This is a genomic window from Clostridium sp. SHJSY1 (assembly GCF_031626875.1).
Taxonomy (GTDB): Bacteria; Bacillota; Clostridia; order Clostridiales; family Clostridiaceae; genus Clostridium.
In genome coordinates this window covers 1-21,640 of the sequence record NZ_JANDMF010000071.1, presented here as the reverse complement: position 1 = coordinate 21,640, position 21,640 = coordinate 1, and the positions used below count along the sequence as shown (strand labels likewise).

The 21,640-nt window shown below is 30.0% G+C and carries 11 protein-coding genes and 1 riboswitch; of the genes, 4 read left to right on the top strand and 7 right to left on the bottom strand.

Annotation, left to right across the window (positions count from 1 at the left end; all coding sequences use genetic code 11):
* Positions 1 to 404: 404 nt before the first annotated feature.
* Positions 405 to 1,289 carry a DUF1002 domain-containing protein gene (locus NNC19_RS21805; RefSeq protein ID WP_310940808.1) on the top strand — a complete coding sequence of 295 codons (885 nt, stop codon included), beginning with the start codon at positions 405 to 407 and terminating at the stop codon, positions 1,287 to 1,289.
* Between the two features lie 42 nt (positions 1,290 to 1,331).
* Here the strand turns inward: NNC19_RS21805 and NNC19_RS21800 are convergent, their stop codons facing one another.
* Both NNC19_RS21800 and thiC read right to left on the bottom strand, forming a co-directional pair.
* A complete protein-coding gene (locus NNC19_RS21800) occupies positions 1,332 to 6,848 on the bottom strand; it encodes a S8 family serine peptidase (protein ID WP_310940807.1) in 5,517 nt (1,838 codons plus the stop codon).
* A 239-nt stretch (positions 6,849 to 7,087) separates the two neighbouring features.
* Entirely contained in the window at positions 7,088 to 8,395 is a 1,308-nt protein-coding gene (thiC, locus tag NNC19_RS21795) for a phosphomethylpyrimidine synthase ThiC (RefSeq protein WP_310940806.1), read from the bottom strand.
* An 85-nt stretch (positions 8,396 to 8,480) separates the two neighbouring features.
* A riboswitch (TPP riboswitch) is annotated at positions 8,481 to 8,582 on the bottom strand.
* 167 nt (positions 8,583 to 8,749) lie between these two features.
* Here thiC and NNC19_RS21790 point away from each other — a divergent pair.
* The gene (locus tag NNC19_RS21790; RefSeq protein ID WP_310940805.1) at positions 8,750 to 10,090 is read left to right on the top strand and encodes a PLP-dependent aminotransferase family protein; all 1,341 of its coding nucleotides are present in this window, start codon (positions 8,750 to 8,752) and stop codon (positions 10,088 to 10,090) included.
* 122 nt (positions 10,091 to 10,212) lie between these two features.
* Here the strand turns inward: NNC19_RS21790 and NNC19_RS21785 are convergent, their stop codons facing one another.
* The 3 genes from NNC19_RS21785 to NNC19_RS21775 are packed head-to-tail and all read right to left on the bottom strand — an operon-like array spanning position 10,213 to position 15,695.
* Positions 10,213 to 12,249, bottom strand: a complete 2,037-nt coding sequence (locus tag NNC19_RS21785) for a CBM35 domain-containing protein (RefSeq protein ID WP_310940804.1) — start codon at positions 12,247 to 12,249, stop codon at positions 10,213 to 10,215.
* 42 nt (positions 12,250 to 12,291) lie between these two features.
* Positions 12,292 to 13,686, bottom strand: a complete 1,395-nt coding sequence (locus NNC19_RS21780; RefSeq protein ID WP_310940803.1) for an MFS transporter — start codon at positions 13,684 to 13,686, stop codon at positions 12,292 to 12,294.
* Between the two features lie 26 nt (positions 13,687 to 13,712).
* Positions 13,713 to 15,695 carry a beta-L-arabinofuranosidase domain-containing protein gene (locus NNC19_RS21775; protein WP_310940802.1) on the bottom strand — a complete coding sequence of 661 codons (1,983 nt, stop codon included), beginning with the start codon at positions 15,693 to 15,695 and terminating at the stop codon, positions 13,713 to 13,715.
* A 249-nt stretch (positions 15,696 to 15,944) separates the two neighbouring features.
* On the opposite strand from NNC19_RS21775, the gene NNC19_RS21770 reads away from it, so the two are divergent.
* Entirely contained in the window at positions 15,945 to 16,883 is a 939-nt protein-coding gene (locus tag NNC19_RS21770) for a helix-turn-helix domain-containing protein (RefSeq protein WP_310940801.1), read from the top strand.
* Between the two features lie 90 nt (positions 16,884 to 16,973).
* Here NNC19_RS21770 and adhE read toward each other — a convergent pair whose 3' ends face one another.
* Positions 16,974 to 19,616 (bottom strand): bifunctional acetaldehyde-CoA/alcohol dehydrogenase, encoded by a 2,643-nt coding sequence (gene adhE / locus NNC19_RS21765; RefSeq protein ID WP_310940800.1) that lies wholly within the window; start codon positions 19,614 to 19,616, stop codon positions 16,974 to 16,976.
* Positions 19,617 to 19,891: 275 nt separating this feature from the next.
* Between adhE and NNC19_RS21760 the strand changes: the two genes are divergently transcribed.
* The gene (locus NNC19_RS21760) at positions 19,892 to 20,734 is read left to right on the top strand and encodes a patatin family protein (protein WP_310940799.1); all 843 of its coding nucleotides are present in this window, start codon (positions 19,892 to 19,894) and stop codon (positions 20,732 to 20,734) included.
* A gap of 44 nt (positions 20,735 to 20,778) precedes the next feature.
* Here NNC19_RS21760 and NNC19_RS21755 read toward each other — a convergent pair whose 3' ends face one another.
* Positions 20,779 to 21,540: a transporter substrate-binding domain-containing protein gene (locus NNC19_RS21755; protein WP_310940798.1), complete on the bottom strand. Its 762-nt coding sequence runs from the start codon at positions 21,538 to 21,540 to the stop codon at positions 20,779 to 20,781.
* Positions 21,541 to 21,640: the final 100 nt, after the last annotated feature.

Genomic DNA, 21,640 nt, shown 5'->3' with positions numbered 1-21,640 from the left:
TTTAACTTATATAATCTGTTCAATTTTCAAAGACCAATTTGTTTGCCGCCCTCAAGCGACTTTCTTATCTTATCACCCTAATAAAATCTTGTCAACACTTTTTTTATTTTTGTTGACCTAACTCATTTAGTGGATGTACCTAATGTTATCATATACATATACTTTATAATTACATTAAATTATATTTATTTAACATTAACTTTATTATTCCTCATAATTCTCTATTTTTTTCAATATTTCGTATATTGATACACTAGAAGTAGTTTATGTACTAAATATAATTTTTATACATAAAAATATAAAAATACTCTACACTATTTTATTTAAAGTAATAAACTTTAAATAAAATAATAATATATTTATGTTATAATATACAAGATTAAAATGGCATAAGGAGGACAATTATGAAAGCAAAATCATTCATAAACAAAATAATGTTATCATTATTATCATTCACTATTATTACATCTGCTTTTTCTGGAATAAATGCTTCTGCTGATTCCTTTAAAGTTGTTACTTTAGGAGCAGATTTAACTCAAGAACAAAAGGATTCTATGTTGAAAGAGTTTAATGTTACTAAAAACGATGCTAATGTAATAGAAATAACATCAAAAGAAGAGTATGCTGCTTTAGGAAAAGTTGCTACATCCGCACAGCTAGGAAGTAAATCAATATCTTGTTCTTATGTTGAACCAACAACTAGTGGTGGTTTAAATATAACTACAAATAATCTTACTTGGGTAACAGAAAACATGATAAAAAATGCTCTTATAACAGCTGGAATTAAAAATGCAGATGTTAAAGCTTCTGCTCCTTTTAAAGTATCAGGAACAGCTGCACTTACAGGTATACTTAAAGGATTTGAAAATAGTTCAAGCGGTGAAAAAATTGATGAAAATAAAAAAGAAGCTGCTAACCAAGAAATTGTAGTAACAGGAGATTTAGGTGATAAAATTGGTCAAGATGATGCTACAAATCTTATAAATGATATAAAGAAAAATGTAGTAAAGAAAGAACCAGAAAATCAACAAGAAGTTGATAAAATAGTTGATAAAGAAGTTAAAGATTATAAAGACAAACTAACTGATGAAGATATACAAAATATAAAATCCTTAGCATCAAAAATTAATGAATTGCACTTAGATTATAGCACTATTAAAGATCAATTAAATGATGTAACTACACAATTAAAAGATAAATTAACTAGTGATGAAGCTAAAGGCTTTTTTGCTAAAGTAGGAACATTTTTTTCTGATATTTGGCATGCAATAACTAACTTATTCTCATAAAAAAAGAGTGGCTAAGCCACTCTTTTTTATTCAATTTCTTAATTAATTACTATTCTTTTTCCTTCCTGTTATAAATAAAGCTCCACCTGATACTATAGCCATAAACACCAATGCCAAAATAGCACCTAATGTTGTTTTATCTCCAGTCTTTTCTGTTAATCCATTTGTGTTTATTTCAACTTCATTCGAACTTGAATTTACAATTTTTTCAGGTACTGGGTTATTAGAAGATACTTTTTCTCCTATTACAAACTTACTGAATTTAGTTGTTTCGAAAGTAAATGTTGAAGTATCATTAGAGAATTCTCCACCTATCTCCTTCCACTCCTTTACACTTTCATCATAATAATAAGCTGTAAGTTTGCTCTTATCTAGATTTTTAAGTTCTTCATCTGTAAGCTTAACTGAAACCTTAACCTTATTTCCTTTAAAATCTTTTATTAACTTTCCATCAGAATCTACTAATGATAAATCAATTAACCTATTAACAGCTTTAAATTTAAGTATATCTTCATATGCATAAATACTTTGATTGAAAGTTACTTTTCCAGAGGATAATGACAATACTTTAGTTGGTAGAATAACCTTTGTATTTGGTGAAATAATATCTACTTCTTTTGATGTGTCATCTATTATTGCTTTAAAATCATTTGAACGTATTGCTTCATAGATATATGGATTATCACCTGATGGTTTAATTGAATTATGAGTTATTGTATCTTCAAAATCCCCATTAATATCATCATAAGAGTTTTGAGAAAGTTTAAATGACTGCTTAACCACATTAGATTTATTACCTGCTTTATCTATAGCATAAGCTTCTAATGTATAATCACCCTCAACATTTAATTCTTCTCCTTTATACTCTTTCCCATTTAATAGCACAATTAATTTAGACTCTTTATCATTAACATCAACAACTGGAACTACTGGCTTATAATAAGTTTGTCCACCGCTAATACCTGAAACTGTTACAACTGGTGCTGTGGTATCAAGATCAATGCCTACTGCACTTGCTCCACTTACATTTCCTGCATAATCAACTACCCGTGCATAAATAGAAGTTGATGCCCCAATTTCTATTTTTCCATCATATTTGATGTAATTTTTTCCATCAAAACTATATTCTATTCTATCTATTTGTTTTTCATCTGTAGTAATTTCTACCTTTGTTGACTTATACTTATATGGTTCACTAGTAACGTTAATTTTAGGTGCATTTGGTGCTACTTTATCTAAAACCACTTTAATATCATCTGAAACTTTATTTCCAAATTCATCTTGAGCCAATAAGTTGACATGATTTAGACCATCATTTAAAGTAATATTTTTAGAGAAGTTCTTTTCTAATAACTTTTCATCTGATATTGGATTATTATCAAAATGTATCAAACAATCACCATTAACATATAAAGAATATCCAAACATATTATCTGTTATTTTACCGTTAATGTTGAATATAGAATTATTAGTGTAAATATTTCCATCCTCTCTTATAAGTGGTAAGTTAGTCACAAGCTTTGGAGAAGTTGAATCATAATACGATTTATAAGCATAGTTTGCTACTACCTTTCCATCTGCATCTTCTGCATATATCTTTAGCAAATTCCCACCATTTTTCAATGCAAAATCATAAGTAAATGTTAAATCATCATTTATCTTAATATTTTGATCATTAATTTTTAAAACTTTTGCATTCTTGTTTACATGACCTTTGATTTTGTATATACCATCTTTAACTTCAGCTGGTTGTATGAATTGTGCAAAACTTAAATTATCTATTGTTACACTTAGTTTATCTGTTGAATCTCCTTTTACTACTATCATATCTTTTACTGTTGTATTTCCTGCTTTATCTGAAACTGATAGTTTAATTAAATTTAATCCATCTTTAAGTTTTACATCCGTTGTTGCTTTTCTATCTATAATATTTAATGGAATATTAGAATCCCCTGAAGTTATACTTCCTTTAACCTCTGTATTATCTTCAACTGAAATATTTAACTTAATAGTATCATTTTCTGTTGTGTAATAAGGACTTTCTTCTCCTATATTAGGATAAACGGCAACTTCTGGTTTACTTGTATCTAAAATAACTTTATATACTTTATCTAACACTAGTTTCTTATCTTTATCCTCAGCATAAACCTTTATTGAGTTTTCTCCTTCTTTAACATCTACAGGTACTTCAAAATAATTATCTTCTATCTCTATCTTTTTATCATTAACAATTAACTTACCCAAATCATTGCCTGCAGTCCCTTTAATGACAAACTTACCATCAGTTAAATCACCATTTCCAATAACCAATCCATCCTCTAATCTTGAAAAGGCTATTGTTTTAAGATTTTCTGCTTTTAAATTAGAAGAAGTAACCCCATAGTTTCCTGCATTATCAATACCAACTAACTCAACTGAATTAACTTCTCCTTCATTAAATGATATTTCAGCTGAATAAATTCCATTAACTTCAGTAATATCACTTTCTTTTAATGTTTGAATCTTCCCATTAATACTTACTGCAAATGTTCCATCTATCCCTGAACCTCCATCATTATCTTTTCCTGTCCAACTTAGCTTATAATGAGTTTTTTCTGAACTATCCTTATATGTTTGAATATCTTTTATCTTAAATTCTGGTTCTTTTGTATCTAACTTAATTGGCAAGTTCAATTCTTGCTCTTTGCTTCCTTCTAGTTCCATTGAGTTTGTTATTTTTATAGAATATTCTCCATCTTCAGCCTTTTCATTTTTTCCAGTTGAAGAATTGTAAACTGTTCCATCCCAAGTTGCTCCACTCAAATAAGTGGCATTACCTTTTCCTGAAGTATAATCTTCCAATGTATTTTTAACTAATTTTGGAGATACATATAAATCCTTTACCACATTTCCATCTTTATCAATAACTTGAGCTTTTACTTCTTTAGAATTTCTTAGCATATATAATGCTGGAAGTAAATTATCCTTCAATCCATCTCCATTTGGTGAGAAAGCAACTTTGTTTTTATCTATTTGCATAATACTATTATTAACTACTGCTCCTAAATATCCGATTTTTCCATTTACTTCAGTAGCTAGTCCAGTAGTCCCAATCTTAGAGTTCTTTTCATCTGTATAATTAGGCAGATCAACTATACTATCTTTATTCCAATCCCCATAGAAGCCCATAAATGGAACTGAAAGTGAAGGTTCATTTGAATCTTCTGATTTAAAATGAATATATCCTTCTACAAAGTTTTCTGTAGCTATTTTATCTCCTACATTCAAAGTAACTGTAATTTCTGCAGTAGAATTTGCTTTAACTTGAACTTTTTCTTTATCAAAGCTTACTTCTGAACCTCCAAGTTCTACTTCATGAATATATCCATTGTCATCTATAACTTCTCCATAAGCTTTTTCTTTTCCTAGATCATAAGTTATATCTTTTGAACTATAATTTTTTAACTTTAAAGTAAAAGTAGTGTTTTTATCGATTTCCTTTAGTGCTGCAGCTGCTTTCCCATCTTTATAAGTTATTGTTACATTATTTTTAATAGCATTTTCTATCTGTACTACCCCTGCCCCTTGCCTTCTTGTTGAATATGGTATTGTTCCAGTAGAATCATACTTATCTGTCATTATTTTAGCTGTGTTCATTGCTGTATTCTTTGCAAATGATACTAAATCTTTTCCACTTAATCCTTTAAGATTTGGATTATTTTTTACTCCTTGAAGTATTAAAGCTTCTGAACCAGCTGTATGCGGTGCTGCCATGGATGTTCCACTCATTATTTGGTATGAATTGTTATTTGCTAAAGAATAAATATCGCCACCTGGTGCAGTTATTTCAGGCTTAAACTCTAAGTCTGGAGTTGCTCCCCATGAAGAAAATTGAGACATATCATTTATATCTGTATTCTCAATATCTGAAACAGAACCATCTGAACTAAATTTATATTCTTTATCTCCACATTCTATAGCATTTTTTATATTTAATGCATCTTGTCTACCTAGACTAAATACAGGTGAAGTTATATTTGATACAGACATCCCCATAGGAAGATTTCCCCCAGCTGCATGATTATATATAATTACCCCTGATGCATTATGTTTTATAGCATTATCGTATTTACTTTGAAATGTAGTTACCCCTCTTTCTATTAATGCTATCTTTCCTGTTAAATCTTTTCCACCAAAATCATCTTGTCCATCTTGAACTACACCTCTTCCACAATCAACTATCTCATGATAATTTTCCAATGAATCTAACTTACTTCCCTCTACATTACTAAAAAACACTTTATTCTTAGTTCCATTTTTAGATTCATAAGTAACTTGTGATAAAACAGTTCTTGTATTTTCCATAGAAGCTACAGATAAAGCTCCTTTTGCTGTTGAAGGTGATCCAACAGTAGCTGTATCTTTTATTCCAATTTGATTCATTGGTTGCCCACTAGAGCTTGTTGTTGTGGATGTTTGTGAGTTACCTGCTGAAATAACACATATAACTCCAGCATCTGTAGCATTTTTAACTGCTATGTTTTCAGGATCTTCATCTGTTGAAAATCCTGGCCCTCCTCCAAGACTCATATTTATAACATCTGCTCCAAGTTTTACTGAGTCCTCCATAGCTGCTAATATATCATCATCCCATGCTGACTCTGTGTTTGGATTATTAGTAAATACCTTCATAGCTAAAAGTTGAGCTTCTGGTGCAACTCCTTTTACAGCATTAAAGGAATTTGTCTCATTCTCATCACCATTTGCTGCTACAATTCCAGCAACATGCATACCATGTTGACTTCCATCATCAATTACATTATCATTTCCATCAGCATAATTATATCCATATGGCACTTTATCTGTAAAATGCTTACCATACCCAAGCTTGTCCATATCTGTTTTAGCTTTAGATTCATCTATTTTTATTTTGCTAGTATCTATCTTTTGCAAATCCTTGTGAGTATAGTCAATTCCAGTATCTATAATAGAAACTACCATTCCTTCACCTTTATATCCAAGGTCTTTCCAAACATCCGTTGCTCCAGTTATTTTCTTTGCAAATTCCATATCTGGTTTAAATGATTTTACTTCTGTAACAGACTTCACTCCCTCTACAGCTCTTAACTTATCTATATATTTTCTCTTAGTATTTATAGAAAAACCATTAACTAAATATCCGAAACTTCTTTTTACAGTTGTTCCTGTTATAGCTTCAACCTTAACAATCACATCATTTTGAGATGATTTAATTTCTTCTTCTTTTACCTTTATTGAGTCATTATATTCTGCACTATTATCTTTTATTGCAGGTGTATCTTCTAATTGAACTATAACTCTAATCTCTTCTTCTAAATTAGAACTTGACCCATTTTCATTAACCACCTTTTCTGTTAAGGAATTTCCTTTAATATATTTTGTTTGATTTAAAATTTTTGCCTCTACTTCACTCTTTAAAACTTGTTTCAACTCATCAGTAGACACATCTTTTCCCAAAGCTGACAATGTACTACTATTTAATGCTATTGTAGTAGTTAATGCTAAAGTAGTAATAAGCGAAATAAACTTCTTACTCTTCATGTTAATCCCCCTTTTTATTCCCTAGTTGTATTTTTTTTGATTTTGTTGTTTATTTTACAACTAACTTTTATCCTTGTAAATATATTTTTAACTTTTTCTGGAAAAAAATTTTTTTTCAAGTTTAAACCGAATATTTTATCAAATTACTTAAAAACTCTTGACAATTTTTACATTATTACAAAAAATAGATGGATTGATTTAAAATTTACATTAAATCAATCCATCTATTATTTTTCTATTTAATCTCTAAGGATATTTAAATCTTCCCCATTTAAAATCTTTTTCATTGTTCTCATTGAACACATTTTTCCACACATTGTACATGACTCTTCATCATGTGGCTTTGATTCAGCCCTGTATCTTCTTGCCTTTTCACCATCAATAGCTAAATTAAACATAGCTTCCCAATCTAAATCAGCCCGTGCTTTACTCATTGCATTATCCCAATTTCTTGCCCCTTTAATTCCTTTTGCTATATCCGCTGCGTGAGCTGCAATCTTTGATGCTACAATCCCTTCTTTCATGTCTTTTAGATCTGGTAATCTTAAATGTTCTGCTGGTGTAACATAACATAAGAAGTCTGCTCCATAAGTAGCTGCTATAGCTCCTCCTATTGCGGATGTTATATGATCATACCCTGGAGCAACATCTGTAACTAAAGGTCCTAAAACATAGAAAGGTGCTCCATGACATAATTTCTTTTCTAATAACATATTTGCTTGTATTTCATTCAGTGCCATATGCCCTGGTCCTTCAATTATAATTTGCACATTTTTTTCCCAAGCTCTTTTTGTAAGTTCTCCAAGAGTTATAAGTTCCTTTATTTGATTAGCATCAGTTGAATCATTAATTGATCCTGGCCTTAATGCATCCCCTAAAGATATTGTCATGTCATATTTAGCACATATATCTAAAAGTTTATCAAAATGTTGATAAAATGGATTTTCTTTATTATTTAGCTCCATCCAGGCAAACAATAATGATCCACCTCTTGAAACTACACTAGTCAATCTCTTATTTCTTTTCACTGTTTCAACAGCTTCTCTATTAATCCCTGCATGTATTGTTATAAAATCTACTCCATCTTGTCCATGTTTGTCTACTACTTCTAAAAATTCTTCAGCAGTTATATCTTTTAACTCTTTATCATAAAAACCTACAGCATCATATATTGGTACAGTCCCAAGCATTGCAGTAGACATTTCAACTATTTTTCTTCTCATTCCTTCTGTTTTACCATAGTTAGACAAATCCATTATGGCTTCTGCTTTCATTTCAAGAGCAACTCTTACTTTTTCTAACTCCTTATCACATTCAGGACAATCTTTTGATATACCAAGATTAACATTAATTTTAGTTTTAAGTCCTTGTCCCACTCCTTCTGGGCTAAGAGTTTTATGATTTTTATTTGCAGGAATTGCTACCTTTCCCTCTGCCACTAAAGATCTTAATTCTTCTACATTCATATTTTCCTTTTCTGCTACTATTTTCATTTCTCTTGTAATGATTCCCTTTTTTGCTGCATCCATTTGAGTTGTATAATTCATTAATAAACCCTCCTTGTTTTTTTGCTATAAAAAAAAGCTTGCCAAAGCAAGCTAAAATCACTACATAATTATATATGTTAATATAGTAAAGTTAATATTGCTTCCCTCCGATGGCATTATCCATATCAGGTTACAAGGGTTAGGATTTTACTCCCTCTCAGCCAAATTGGCACCCCTAGCAAGTTTTTTTCTATTTTATTCTGATTATACTATTATTTACTTTTTATTTCAAGAAATTATAAATATGAATCAAAAAGAATTTACTCCATAACACACTTCTATCTTTTATCACTGTTATAGAAAATTCAACCATACTATGATATTCTGAAATTATATAGATAGGAGGTATTGAACTTGAAAAGTATATATATGATAATTGCAGATGATATAAATGAATCAATACAAAAAGGCGAATTAAAACCTGGATCAAAAATACCCTCTATTAGAAATTTAACCACAAAATATAATTGCTCAAAAAATTCAGTTATAAAGGCTTATGAAACCTTAAAAAATAATCACATTATTTATTCCTCACCTAAAAGTGGTTTTTTTGTGGCAGAAACATTAAGTAGAAATAATGTTGAATGTGATACAATAAATTTTTATAGTGGTAATACTATTATAGGTAATATGAATACTGAAGACTTAAAGCACTGTTTAAAATGGGCTGGAGATATTTATAGCAATTATTCTTTAGAAAGTGGTATTTATGGCATTGACTCATTAAGAGATAGACTTGTTACTCATCTTTCTAACTCTCAAATATTTACTTCTAGAGATAATATTTTTATTAATATGGGCATTTGTCAAACTTTAAGTGCATTAAATATGTTAGAGCTTCCAAATAGAAAAACAACTATTTTAATAGAACAACCTACTTATGCAATGTATATTGAAGGACTAAAAAATAGTAATGTTCCTGTAATTGGTATAGAAAGAAATGAAAATGGAATTGACCTTAAAGAACTTGAAAGAATATTCAAGGAAGAGAGTATTAAGTTTTTTTATGTCATTCCAAGGCATCATAATCCTTTAGGAACTACTTTAAATAAAAGTCAAAGAAAAACTATAGCTAAACTTGCTAAAAAATATGATGTATATATAGTAGAAGATGACTATTTTTCATGTATAGATGAAGATAGAAACTATGATCCTATATTTTCGTATTCTGATCATGAACACGTATTTTACATAAGTAGTTTTTCTAAAATTATGCCTTGGATGAGAATAGGTTTTATAGTCTCTCCTACAAATTTAATTAAATCCTTAAAAAAATGTATGTATAAAATTCATTTTTTCTCTTACCCTACACCTTCCTTATTGTCACAAGCCACTTTGGAAATTTACCTTCAAAGCAAGCTACTTTATAAGCACACTTCATTGGTAACTGCCGATCTAAAGAGCAAATATGATATTTTAAATGAAAGTTTAAAATCTTTAGAATATCTTGATGTAAAAGTAATAAAAAGTCATTCTGGGTTTTACTGTTACCTAGAACTTCCAGAATGGGTTAACGAAGATATTTTAGTAAAAGAACTTGAAAAATCTAAAGTTATTGTTGGACATGGTAAAAGATTTTATTTTTATGATAAATTTTATAAAAAAGGAATTAGACTTAGTATTGCTAGTGTTAGTAATCATGATATAAAAAAAGGAATTTCTGTAATAGAAGAAAAACTAAAGATGTTTTCATGAAATTTTCCATTATAAATGAGGGCATTGAAAAACTATAATTTTTTTCAATGTCCTCCTCCTGTAATAATGTTTTTCTAATCAAATAAACTAAGATTCCTAACTTATTATATGCATAACTGTGCTTAATTCAAATCAATATAATCTAACTCTGCATAACCTGTATTTCCCTTTGCCAATCTAATAATATTGTCGCCAGCTTTAAGATTCACATTTACTTTCAAATCAGCAAATTGTGACCATCCCGAAGTCTTAGGGTAGGTAATAGTTGAAAAGGCACCTCCATTATATGCTAATTCCTGTGTTGAGTTTGTGCCTGTTCCATTTGCATATCTTATTGTCATTGTATAAGTCTTAGTTTTTGGTACTTTTACATAAAAATCTACATAACTATCACTATAATCTATTTGCCCAACATATTTTCCTGCTGATGCATTAGAGGCACTAAATAAGTTAGCTTTATTCACAGCTGAATCCTCTGCTTCATATCTATTAGTTGCTTGTCCATAAGGAGTAATATATATACGATATCCATCATTATTATATAATCCTGAAATAGGCAGTGTAATTTGTCCATCCTTTATTGAATAATCACCTTCAAGTAATGTATTAGTTGTATTTACTACAGTATCTTTATTTACAAAAGGGGTCCAATCAACTCTTATATGTGCCTTATTTCCAAAGAAGGATGGTATATTTTTAATAACAGCATTAACTGCTCCATCCGTTGTGCCACCAAAAAGTACACTTGCATATTTTTTACTAGAATCTACACATGCAAAAGCGTCCACTGCACTCATATCATTAACATTTGGAGGTGTAGTATTTACCATCTTTCCAGACATATCTCCATACCACTTATAGAACCACCAACCACCATTTCTATCCTTATCGTTTGCTAATAAACTGCCTAATCTACCTGGGTTAGGTACATCCCAATAACTTTGACAAGCACTATCAACTTTGAGTCTTTCAAATTTTGCTATTAGTGGAGCTACTGAACCTGGTTTTCCTTCATCACTTTTCCATCCTGGTCCACTATATTCATTTATACTCATTGGTCTTTCTGTTATTCCTAAAGATTTTTCTATGGATCTATAATCATTATAATCTTCAGTAAAATTTTGTCCTGCCAATTGATGCCATGAAATAATATCTGGAAGAGTATTATGAACTTTTTGATATTTCATAAATTCCTTCATCCCTTCATGAGTATAATCTGCAAAAGATGGCCCTATAGTTTTAATAGACGAATCAAGTTGTTTTATTTTTTCTTGTGTTTTACTATAGAATTCACTAAATGTCAAATTTCCTGTAGAATCTCCTGAACTATAACCACAATCAAAAATATTAGCATGACTTATACTTGCATTTTCAGCTTCATATCTAACTGGATTTCCGCCTAATATATCAATAAAATCAAGTTCAGCATATCCTCTAGATCCTTTTGTAAATCTTATAGTATTAACTCCCGCCTTTAAATCCACACTCTTAGTTAATGATTCACTACCTCCACCAACTGACCATGCACTTGTGTTTGGATATGTTACAGTTGAAGCTGCCTCTCCATTAATACTCATACTCTGAGTAGAATCAGAACCTGTTCCATTTGCATATCTTATATTCATTGAATAAGCCCCTGCTTTTGGAACATTTACCCTAAATTCAACATAGCTATCACTATAATCTATTTTTCCTACTATCTTACCTTTCCATGTTCCATCAGGTTCATTCCATAGTTCATATCCATAAACATTTGTAAGACCTGCTGATTTTACGTTATTGACAGTTGTTGTTATCTTATTAAACCAATCATTCAAATTAGAATAATCATACCAACCTTTGTACCAATCTGCTAAACGAATTTGAACCTTAGTTCCCATAGGTGCCACTCTTTGTGCAACTGGTATAGCTCCCCCCCAAGGTTGTTGATATCCAATTACTGCAGGATTATTTAAAACTTTATTATGAAGTGGCAGTATTAAATTATTATCTGGCTTAGTTTCTGTTACTCCATATAAAGACCCTGCCCCCACATGTGTTACTGGCCCAATCTCACTACCCAAATCAACTGTAAGATTTGTAGCTGCATAAGTTTTCATCATTGGTATTGCACTTAGTAAAACTGCACTACATATTGTAGCAACTAATACTTTTTTCATATTAATAAACCTCCTTCTCATCACTTTTAAATTGTTTTTTTATCAAGCTTGTACTGGGTTTTTTTCTTCTAACAATCTTTCTTCTAACTCTCTTTTTATATTACCTTCATTTTTCTCATATTTTCCATAAATCAACATAGGAATGCATGCAACTACAAATAATATTGCTGGTAACCACACAAAACTAAACTCTATCCCAAATAATGAGTTTGCAGATTGTGATTGATTTGCTACATATCCAAATGCGCCCATTATTTGTGCTGGAATAAATCCTCCAATTCCACTTCCAGCTTTAATACAAAATGCACTTCCTATTGATGTTAAAAATCCACTAGCTCTTATTCCAGTTTTCCAATGACCATAATCTACTGCATCTGATAGCATAGCAAATGGCATAGAGCAAGCTACTCCTGACCCAATTGACCCTAATACATAAAAAATTATAACTGCTGCCACATTATGTGCTGCAAAATGTATTGATATATTTGAAATTGCTGCTACAAAAAGTGCACTGATCATTACTGTTCTCTTATTTGATATTTTAACCATAAACGGTATTAATATCATACCAGCTACAGTTAAAATTGATAATGAGCCTACTATAGAGACCAAATATTTCATATTTAAATTGTATTCAAAGTAATATATTTGAGATGATGACCTGATATTGCTACCAATCCAATAAATCAAATTTGCAGTAACTAATAATACCCATGGCCAATTTCCCTTTACTGCTCCTAAACTCTTCTTTATAGGAATAGGCTTAAGCTTACTTACATTCTGCTCTCTTAAATTTTTGAAGGATGTTACTAACATTATTATTGCAACAACTCCAAATATAGCAAGAGTAAGAGAAAAACCTTTTCTATCATTACCTGAACCTAAAACCGCTACTAGTGGTAGTGTTAGATTAGTAAGGAGCGTACCTACGTTTCCACCTACCATTCTATATGAATTTAATACAACTCTCTCCTCAGAATCATCTGATAAATTAGGTAAAATAGATGTTATAGGTGTTGCTATACCTGTATAACAAACTCCTGCACAGATGTAAGTCACTGCTGCATAAACAACTTTCATAGTTCCTGATAAATTTGGTGTTGTAAAAGTTAACCATGTAAATACTGCAAATGGTGCACATAACCACAGAAAATAAGGTCTACTTTGTCCCCATTTTGTATGAGTGTGATCAACTAATAACCCCCAAACAGGTGCATCAATAGCATCAACTAATCTAGTTGCTAATAATAATGTTCCTGCAACACCAACACTTAATCCAAATACATCTGTAAAAAAGTATAATAAATATGTGCTTATTACTACATATAATAAATTCCCTGCACAATCAGTCATTCCATAGCTAATTCTTTGATAAACTGGGACAGATTGTTTTTTTTGAATTTTACTTTCAATTTTTTCTTCTATTTTACTTTCCATTTATACTCCTCCATAATAATTATTAATTACTTGTTTATCCAGACTTTCATTTCACCTTGATTTCTGTTTGCCCAGCTATAATATGGAATAAAAATAATTTCTTTATCTTCATAATTTGGAGACTCTACATTAGATTTATATAATTTATCTTCCCAGCTATTATCTATTATAAGTTTTTTAGCTTTAGTTGTAATTTTAACAACACCACCTAAAAGATTAGGATCAAAATCATACTTATATTCCCTATTGTTAAGTTTAATATGATGTAGATTTTTACCATTATCTACTTCTTCTAAGCAATATATAAGTGGGCCTCTTTGTAGTGCAACTTTACCTAGATCATCCTTAATATGTGGATTTGCTGATATTTCTTGAATTTTCATCTCAAGTTGAATTTCTATTACATCTAAGTTATTCCACTCTCTATTAATTGAAATATATCCTTTTGAAACCTCATAATCTATAGCTTCACCGTTTACTTTAACTGAATAAGAATCACACCAATAAGGAATTCTAAAAGCCATACCAAAATCACTTTTTTTATTAACCCCTACAGATACTTTTACATTTCCTTCCCATGGCAAGTTTGTTTCTTGCTTAATAGAAACTTTATTATTATTTATTGAAACTTCTGCATCATTAGATAAATATAAATGTGTATATATTGTATTTTCAAAAGTAGTATAAACATATTTACCTAAAGAAGTTAGAGTTCTTGCTAAATTGGGAGGACAACATGCACAACCAAACCATTCTGCTCTAGTAGTTTTTACATGACTTTTTGTAGGGTCATATTTACTAGCTTTAGGATCAACTTCTAAAGGATTAACATAGAAAAAATGTTTACCATCCAATGCCATTCCACTAATAGAAGAATTATACAGACTTCTTTCTAAAACATCCGCATAAATACTAGAAGGTTCACTTTTCAGCATACTATGAGCAAAAAATATAAGCCCTATAGAAGCACAAGTTTCACAGTACATAGTGTCATTTGGCAAATCATAATCAAATGTAAATGCTTCTCCATTTACTGTTGAACCAATACCACCTGTTATATACATTCTCTTTTCCGTAATGTTCTTCCAAAGCCTTTTACAAGTATCTAACATTTCTTTATTCTTTGTTAGATAAGCAACATCTGCTAAAGCTGTACACATATATACAAGTCTTACTGAATGTCCTTCAGCAGTTTCTTGCTCTAAAATAGGTTTATGAACCTGAAAATATCTTGTTGAAAAATTATTCATTACTGGTAATATTGCATTTTTATTATTATCTTCTGCTAATTGATTTCTAAGAAATCCACTTTCTTTTCCTCTTTGTTCTAGAAAATATTTACTTAACTTTAGGTAATTCTCATTTTCAGTTGCAGAATATAATTTTGCTAATCCAATTTCTACTTCTTCATGACCATCATATCCATGAATCTTACTTTCTTCTGGTCCAAAATTCCTATCTATACAATCAGCTACTTTGCAAGCTATATCTATAACTTTCTTTTTTCCAGTAGCTTCATAATAGGCTACTGCTGCTTCCATAAAATGTCCTGCACAATATAATTCATGACTTTCAAGTAATCTCTTAAATTTTCTTTCAGGTGCATCAATAGTAAAATAGGTATCTAAATAACCATCCTCTTCTTGAGCTAATTCTATTAAATCTATAACATCATCAGCTACTTTTTCAAGATTATCAGCCTTTTCATTTATCAATGAATATGATACAGCTTCCAACCACTTATATACATCGCTATCTTGAAAAACATATCCATAATGATGTCCACTTTTAAGTCCTGCTGCAATTTTAAAATTTTCAATGGCATGACTTTTTTCTGATGGTATATTATTGTCATCTCTTTCTTTCTCAATTCTTATATTTGCTGAATCGTTTAATACTTTCCACTGATATGGAATTATTTCTTTTTTTACTAACTCCATATATTTACACCAAAAAGAATCCTTAATTTTTATATTCTTTAGTTCAACCTCATTTTTCATATTTTTCATTTAAAATCACCTCGTTAAAATTTGTTATAGTAGGTCAAATCCGACATTGGGTGTTATTATTGAACATCTTCAATTCTTTTCATTTAACTTAAAATTTTTATGCAAATTATCTTTATACCTTTATTTGACATAAAAACTTTAAGAAACTATAATATTATTAACATCTGTATACATTTGTTACCATTATCATAAATCGTTTACAGATTTTAAACAACTTATAAAATCGTATATTTGGTGGTGAAATCAGATATGTTATATTTTAAAGTAAATATAAGCACTCCACTTTCTTACTTTAAATCTGGACAATTCATTAGTGAAAAAAATTGGAAACATAAGCCTTTCATATTTGAAAATGATTATGAAATTATTGTTGGAGTTAAAGGAACTATCTATATTCAACAGGGAGATGAAAAATATGAAATAAATCCTGGTGATGTTTTATTTTTAGTCCCAGGAACTCTTCATTTTGGGTATGAAGTTTCAAAAGAAGGAAGTAGTTTTTATTGGGCTCATTTCCTTTGTAATTCAGAAAAAAAAATATTGAACGAATCAGAAATTTATGAAGAAGTTGTTTCTATATTAGATAAAGAAAAACTACAAGATCATATTCTTATTCCAACTTTTTTTTCTTTAACCGATACAGGAAAGTCTTTTATTTATTTAAAGCAACTACTTCACATAACTAATTCTCCATATTACACTCATTTAGCTGCAAATTATCTAATATCAGAATTGGCAATAGAATTAACTCAACAATTTATAACTTCCTTTAATTCAGCTATCTCAAAAGAAAACATAATGAGCAAAAAATTTTTTGACATTTTGGAATGGATAAGGATAAACATAACAAAAAATATCTCTGTAGAAATGGTTGCACACAAATTCAATTTCACACCTGATCATTTAACTCGTCTATTTAAAAAAAATATTGGAATAAGTACACTAAAGTACATTAATGATATTAAGATAAATAAAGCAAAAGAGTATCTTATAAATTCTGATAAAACTATTAAAGAGATATCTCATATACTTTGTTTCAAAGACGAAAAATATTTTATGAAACTCTTTAAAAAATATGAAGGAGTAACACCATCCCAATTTAGAGATGCTTATCCTAAAACTTATATTAATACAGATTCTTCTGATCCTGAGATTCCAATTCCATATTATTTATTTTCTAAAAAATAAGGGGTACTAAATATATTTTTAAACAGCAAAAAGTAATATTTGATTTATTTATACACCAAATATTACTTTTCTTATACTCATAAGTAAATTCTATTTTTTCTTAGTTCTTTTAGATGTCTTTTCTTTTATTTCTTTAGCTACTTTTTCTTTTTTTTCATATGCATTAATATACATTTGTTTCAATTCACTCATCAATGGATATCTTGGATTAGCTCCTGTACATTGATCATCAAATGCTTGCTCAACCATTATATCTAGTGTAGAGTAAAATTTATGTTCACTTACTCCTGCTTCTTTAATTGTTTTAGGCATTCCAACTTTAGCTTGTAAATCTTCAATAGCATTTATTAATAACTCTACTTTTTCTTCATCTGAATTTCCACCTAAATGCAAATGATCAGCTATTCTTGCATATCTCCATGCAGCATTAGGATATTTATATTGTGCAAATGCTGTTTGTTTAGTTGGGGCATCTGTAGCATTAAATTTAATAACTTCATTTATAAGTAAAGAATTAGCCATACCATGTGGCAAGTGATGAAAAGCCCCTAGTTTATGTGCCATTGAGTGACATATTCCAAGGAATGCATTTGCAAAAGCTATTCCAGCAATTGATGATGCATGTGCCATCTTTTCTCTTGCTTTAACATTTGTTTCTCCTTCATTGTAGGAATCTGGTAGATATTTAAATACCAATCTTATAGCCTCTAGCGCTAATCCATTTGTATATTCAGATGCTAATACAGAAACATATGCTTCAATAGCATGAACAAGAACATCTATACCTGAGCATGAAGTTAATCCTTTTGGCATACTCATCATAAGTTCTGCATCAACTATAGCCATATCTGGAGTTAATTCATAGTCTGCTAAAGGATATTTAATTCCTGTCTTTTCATCTGTTATTACTGCAAATGGTGTTACTTCTGAGCCTGTTCCAGCTGATGTTGGTATAGCCACCATCATTGCCTTTTCTCCCATAACTGGGAATTTATAAACTCTCTTTCTTATATCCATAAACCTCATAGCTAAATCTTCAAAAATTACATCTGGATGCTCATACATTACCCACATAATTTTAGCTGCATCCATTGGTGAACCTCCTCCAAGTGCCAAAATCACATCTGGATTATATGAATGCATAGCTTCAGCTCCAGCTTTAGCTGCTTTTAGAGTTGGATCTGGTTCAACATCAGAGAATACTCTAAAGTCTATTCCTAATTCCTCTAAAACTCTAGTAACATGATCAGTATAACCAAGCTCTGCTAGAACTCTATCAGTAACAATAAAAACTTTCTTTTTACCTATTTCATGCAGTTCTCTTAAAGCCACTGGCAAACAACCATATTTGAAGTATACTTTTTCTGGGACCCTAAACCAAAGCATATTTTCTCTCCTCTCAGCAACACTCTTAACATTAATCAAATGTTTAGGTCCTACATTTTCTGAAACTGAATTACCACCCCATGATCCACATCCAAGAGTTAATGATGGTGCTAGCATAAAGTTATATATATCTCCAATAGCTCCTTGTGATGCTGGCATATTAACAAGGGTTCTTGCTGTTTTCATAGCTACTCCAAAAGCTTTTATTCTCTCAGTTGATTTAATTTGATCTGTATAAAGAATAGATGTATGCCCCATACCTCCTAATTCTATTAATCTACATGCTTTTTTTAATGCTTCATCAAAAGTACCAGCTTTATACATAGCTAATACTGGAGATAACTTTTCATGAGAGAATGGTTCATCAAGTTCTACAGATTCAACTTCTCCAACCAAGACTTTAGCATTTTCAGGTACTGTAATGCCTGCCATTTCTGCTATTTTAAAAGCTGATTGTCCTACTATATTAGAATTTAATCCACCTTTTTCATTTAATATTATACCCCTTACCTTTTCAATTTCTCCTTTTTTAAGTATATATGCTCCTCTTTCATCTAACTCTTTTTTTACTTCATCATAAATAGAATCCATAGCAATTATACTCTGTTCTGATGCACATATAACTCCGTTATCAAAAGTCTTTGAAAGTAATATTGAATTAACCGCCATTTTGATATGTGCAGTATCATCTATAATTGCTGGTGTATTTCCAGCCCCAACTCCTATAGCTGGTTTTCCTGATGAATAAGCAGACTTAACCATAGCAGGACCACCAGTAGCTAATATTAAATCAGCTTCTTTCATAACATTTTGAGACAACTCAACAGATGGTTCATCTATCCATCCTATTATTCCCTTTGGTGCTCCAGCCTTAACTGCTGCATCTAAAACTATTCTTGCAGCCTCAATTGTAGCTTTTTTTGCTCTTGGGTGAGGGCTTATTATTATTGCATTTCTTGTTTTCAATGCTATTAAAGTCTTAAATATAGATGTTGAAGTTGGATTTGTTGTTGGCACAATAGCTGCAATTACTCCAAAAGGTTCTGCAACCTTACTTATACCAAATGTTTTATCCTCATATATGACTCCACATGTCTTCATATCCTTGTATTGATTGTATATATATTCTGCTGCAAAGTGATTTTTTATCACCTTATCTTCAACTATTCCCATACCACTTTCTTCAACAGCTAATTTTGCAAGTACTATTCTATTATTATTTGCTGCTATAGCCGCTTGTCTAAATATTTCATCAACTTGCTCTTGGGTATATGTTGCAAATACCTTTTGAGCTTTTCTTAACTCTTTAATTCTCTTAGTCAATTCTTCTGTATTGCTAACCTTCATAATTTTTCCCTCCCAAATAAAGCTATTAATTATTATATCTCTTTAAGATAACTACTAACTTTAAGTTTGCTATTTTATATTTATCCCATGTACCTAATACTCATATTATGTTCTAGTTGATATTAAAATATTAATAATTGTTTTTGTTAATAGACTTTTAACTAAACATGTATATTTTATTAACAATAATAACCAAAGCATTATTGTATTTTATCAATTTAAAGCGTATAATTTGTACAGGTAAATCTATTAAACGTATAAAATAAGGAGGAATTATGCCAAGTTTAATATTAGAAGGTGGAACATTTAGACCAATTTTCAGCGCTGGAGTAATGGATGCATTATTAGATAACAATATAATGTTTCCTTACTGTATAGGAGTCTCTGCAGGTATAACAAATGGAGTTTCTTATTTATCAAAGCAGCACAAAAGAAATCTTGAAGTTTTAGAAAATTATAGATTAGATAAGAGGTATTTAGGAATTAGAAATTTCTTTAAATACAGGAGTATATTTGGACTTGATTTTGTTTTTAACGAAATTCCTAATAAATTAAATCCATTTGATATGGATACTTTTATGAAGTATGATGGAACTGCTCTAGTTGGAGTTACTAATGCCAATACAGGTAAAACTGAATATATAAATGCTCAAAAAGAATTAGATGATAAATGTTCAATTCTTAGAGCTACCTGTGCCATTCCACTTTTCTTCCCTGCTATTAAATTTAAAAATGGTTTTTATTATGATGGCGGCTTATGTGATCCTATTCCTATAAAAAAAGCTATATCTGATGGTAATGAAAAACATCTTATTGTATTAACTAGACCAAAAGAATATAGAAAAACCCTTGGTAAAGGCAATAAAATAGCCTCAAAAATTATAGGTAAAAAATATCCTAATTTAGTTAAGCCACTATTAACTAGACATGAACTTTATAATGAAACTGTACGTTTTTGCGAAAAACTTGAAGCAGAGGGAAAAGCAATAATCATAAGACCAAATCTTGAACAATCTATAGAAAGCTTTGAAAAAGATATAACAAAATTAAAGCAAGGCTGGCAAAATGGATATGATGCTGCAATAAAAGTAATAGATGAAATAAAAAAGCTGTTCTAAATAAGAACAACTTTTTTATTTTATACCTTTATAATAATTTAATACTATTTTGAAATATATTGTTTAACTATTTCATCATATTTTCCATTATCCTTTATCTTTTCTAATCCTTCATTAAATTTCTTTAATAGCTCTGAATTTTGTCCTTTATTAACAGCAAAACCATAGTTTGCTTTAGTAACCTTCTCACCAGCTATCTTTAATGTAGAACTTGAATCCACTTTAACTTTATAAGCTATAACCGGATAGTCTTCTAATGCAAAATCTGCATTTCCATTCTCTACTGCTTGGAACATAGATGGAGAATCTGCAAAATAGTTTAATTCTAATAGATACTTATCCTTATTGTCTTCGGCAAATTTAGCCCCTGCAGTTCCCTTTTTTATAGATACTTTTTTACCTTTTAAATCACTCTCTCCACTGATTGAAGTATTATTAGAATTTGTAACTATAGATAAACCTGCCTCAAAATATGGGTCTGAAAAATCTAATGACTTTTGTCTTTCATCTGTAATACTCATACCTGCTATTGCTCCATCTATTTGATTAGATGTAATACCTGGTATTATTCCATCAAAATCCATTGGTTTTAATTCATATTCAAATCCTTCTTCTTTAGCTATAGCATCTAGAAGTTCTACATCAATACCTTTGTATTTACCACTTTCTTCAAATGAAAATGGTGCATATTTAGCATCAGTTGCTATTAAATATTTCTTGTTTTCTGTTTTAGTTCCACACCCCATCAATACTGATACTGACATTACTGATACTAAAATTGCAGCTACAAATGACTTTTTCTTCATTTCAAATTCCTCCTCATTAATGGAAAGGGGATGTATCAGATTGGAGTGAAAAAACTTCAATATGATATATCCTTTTTTACTAAATATAAATTTTATTCAT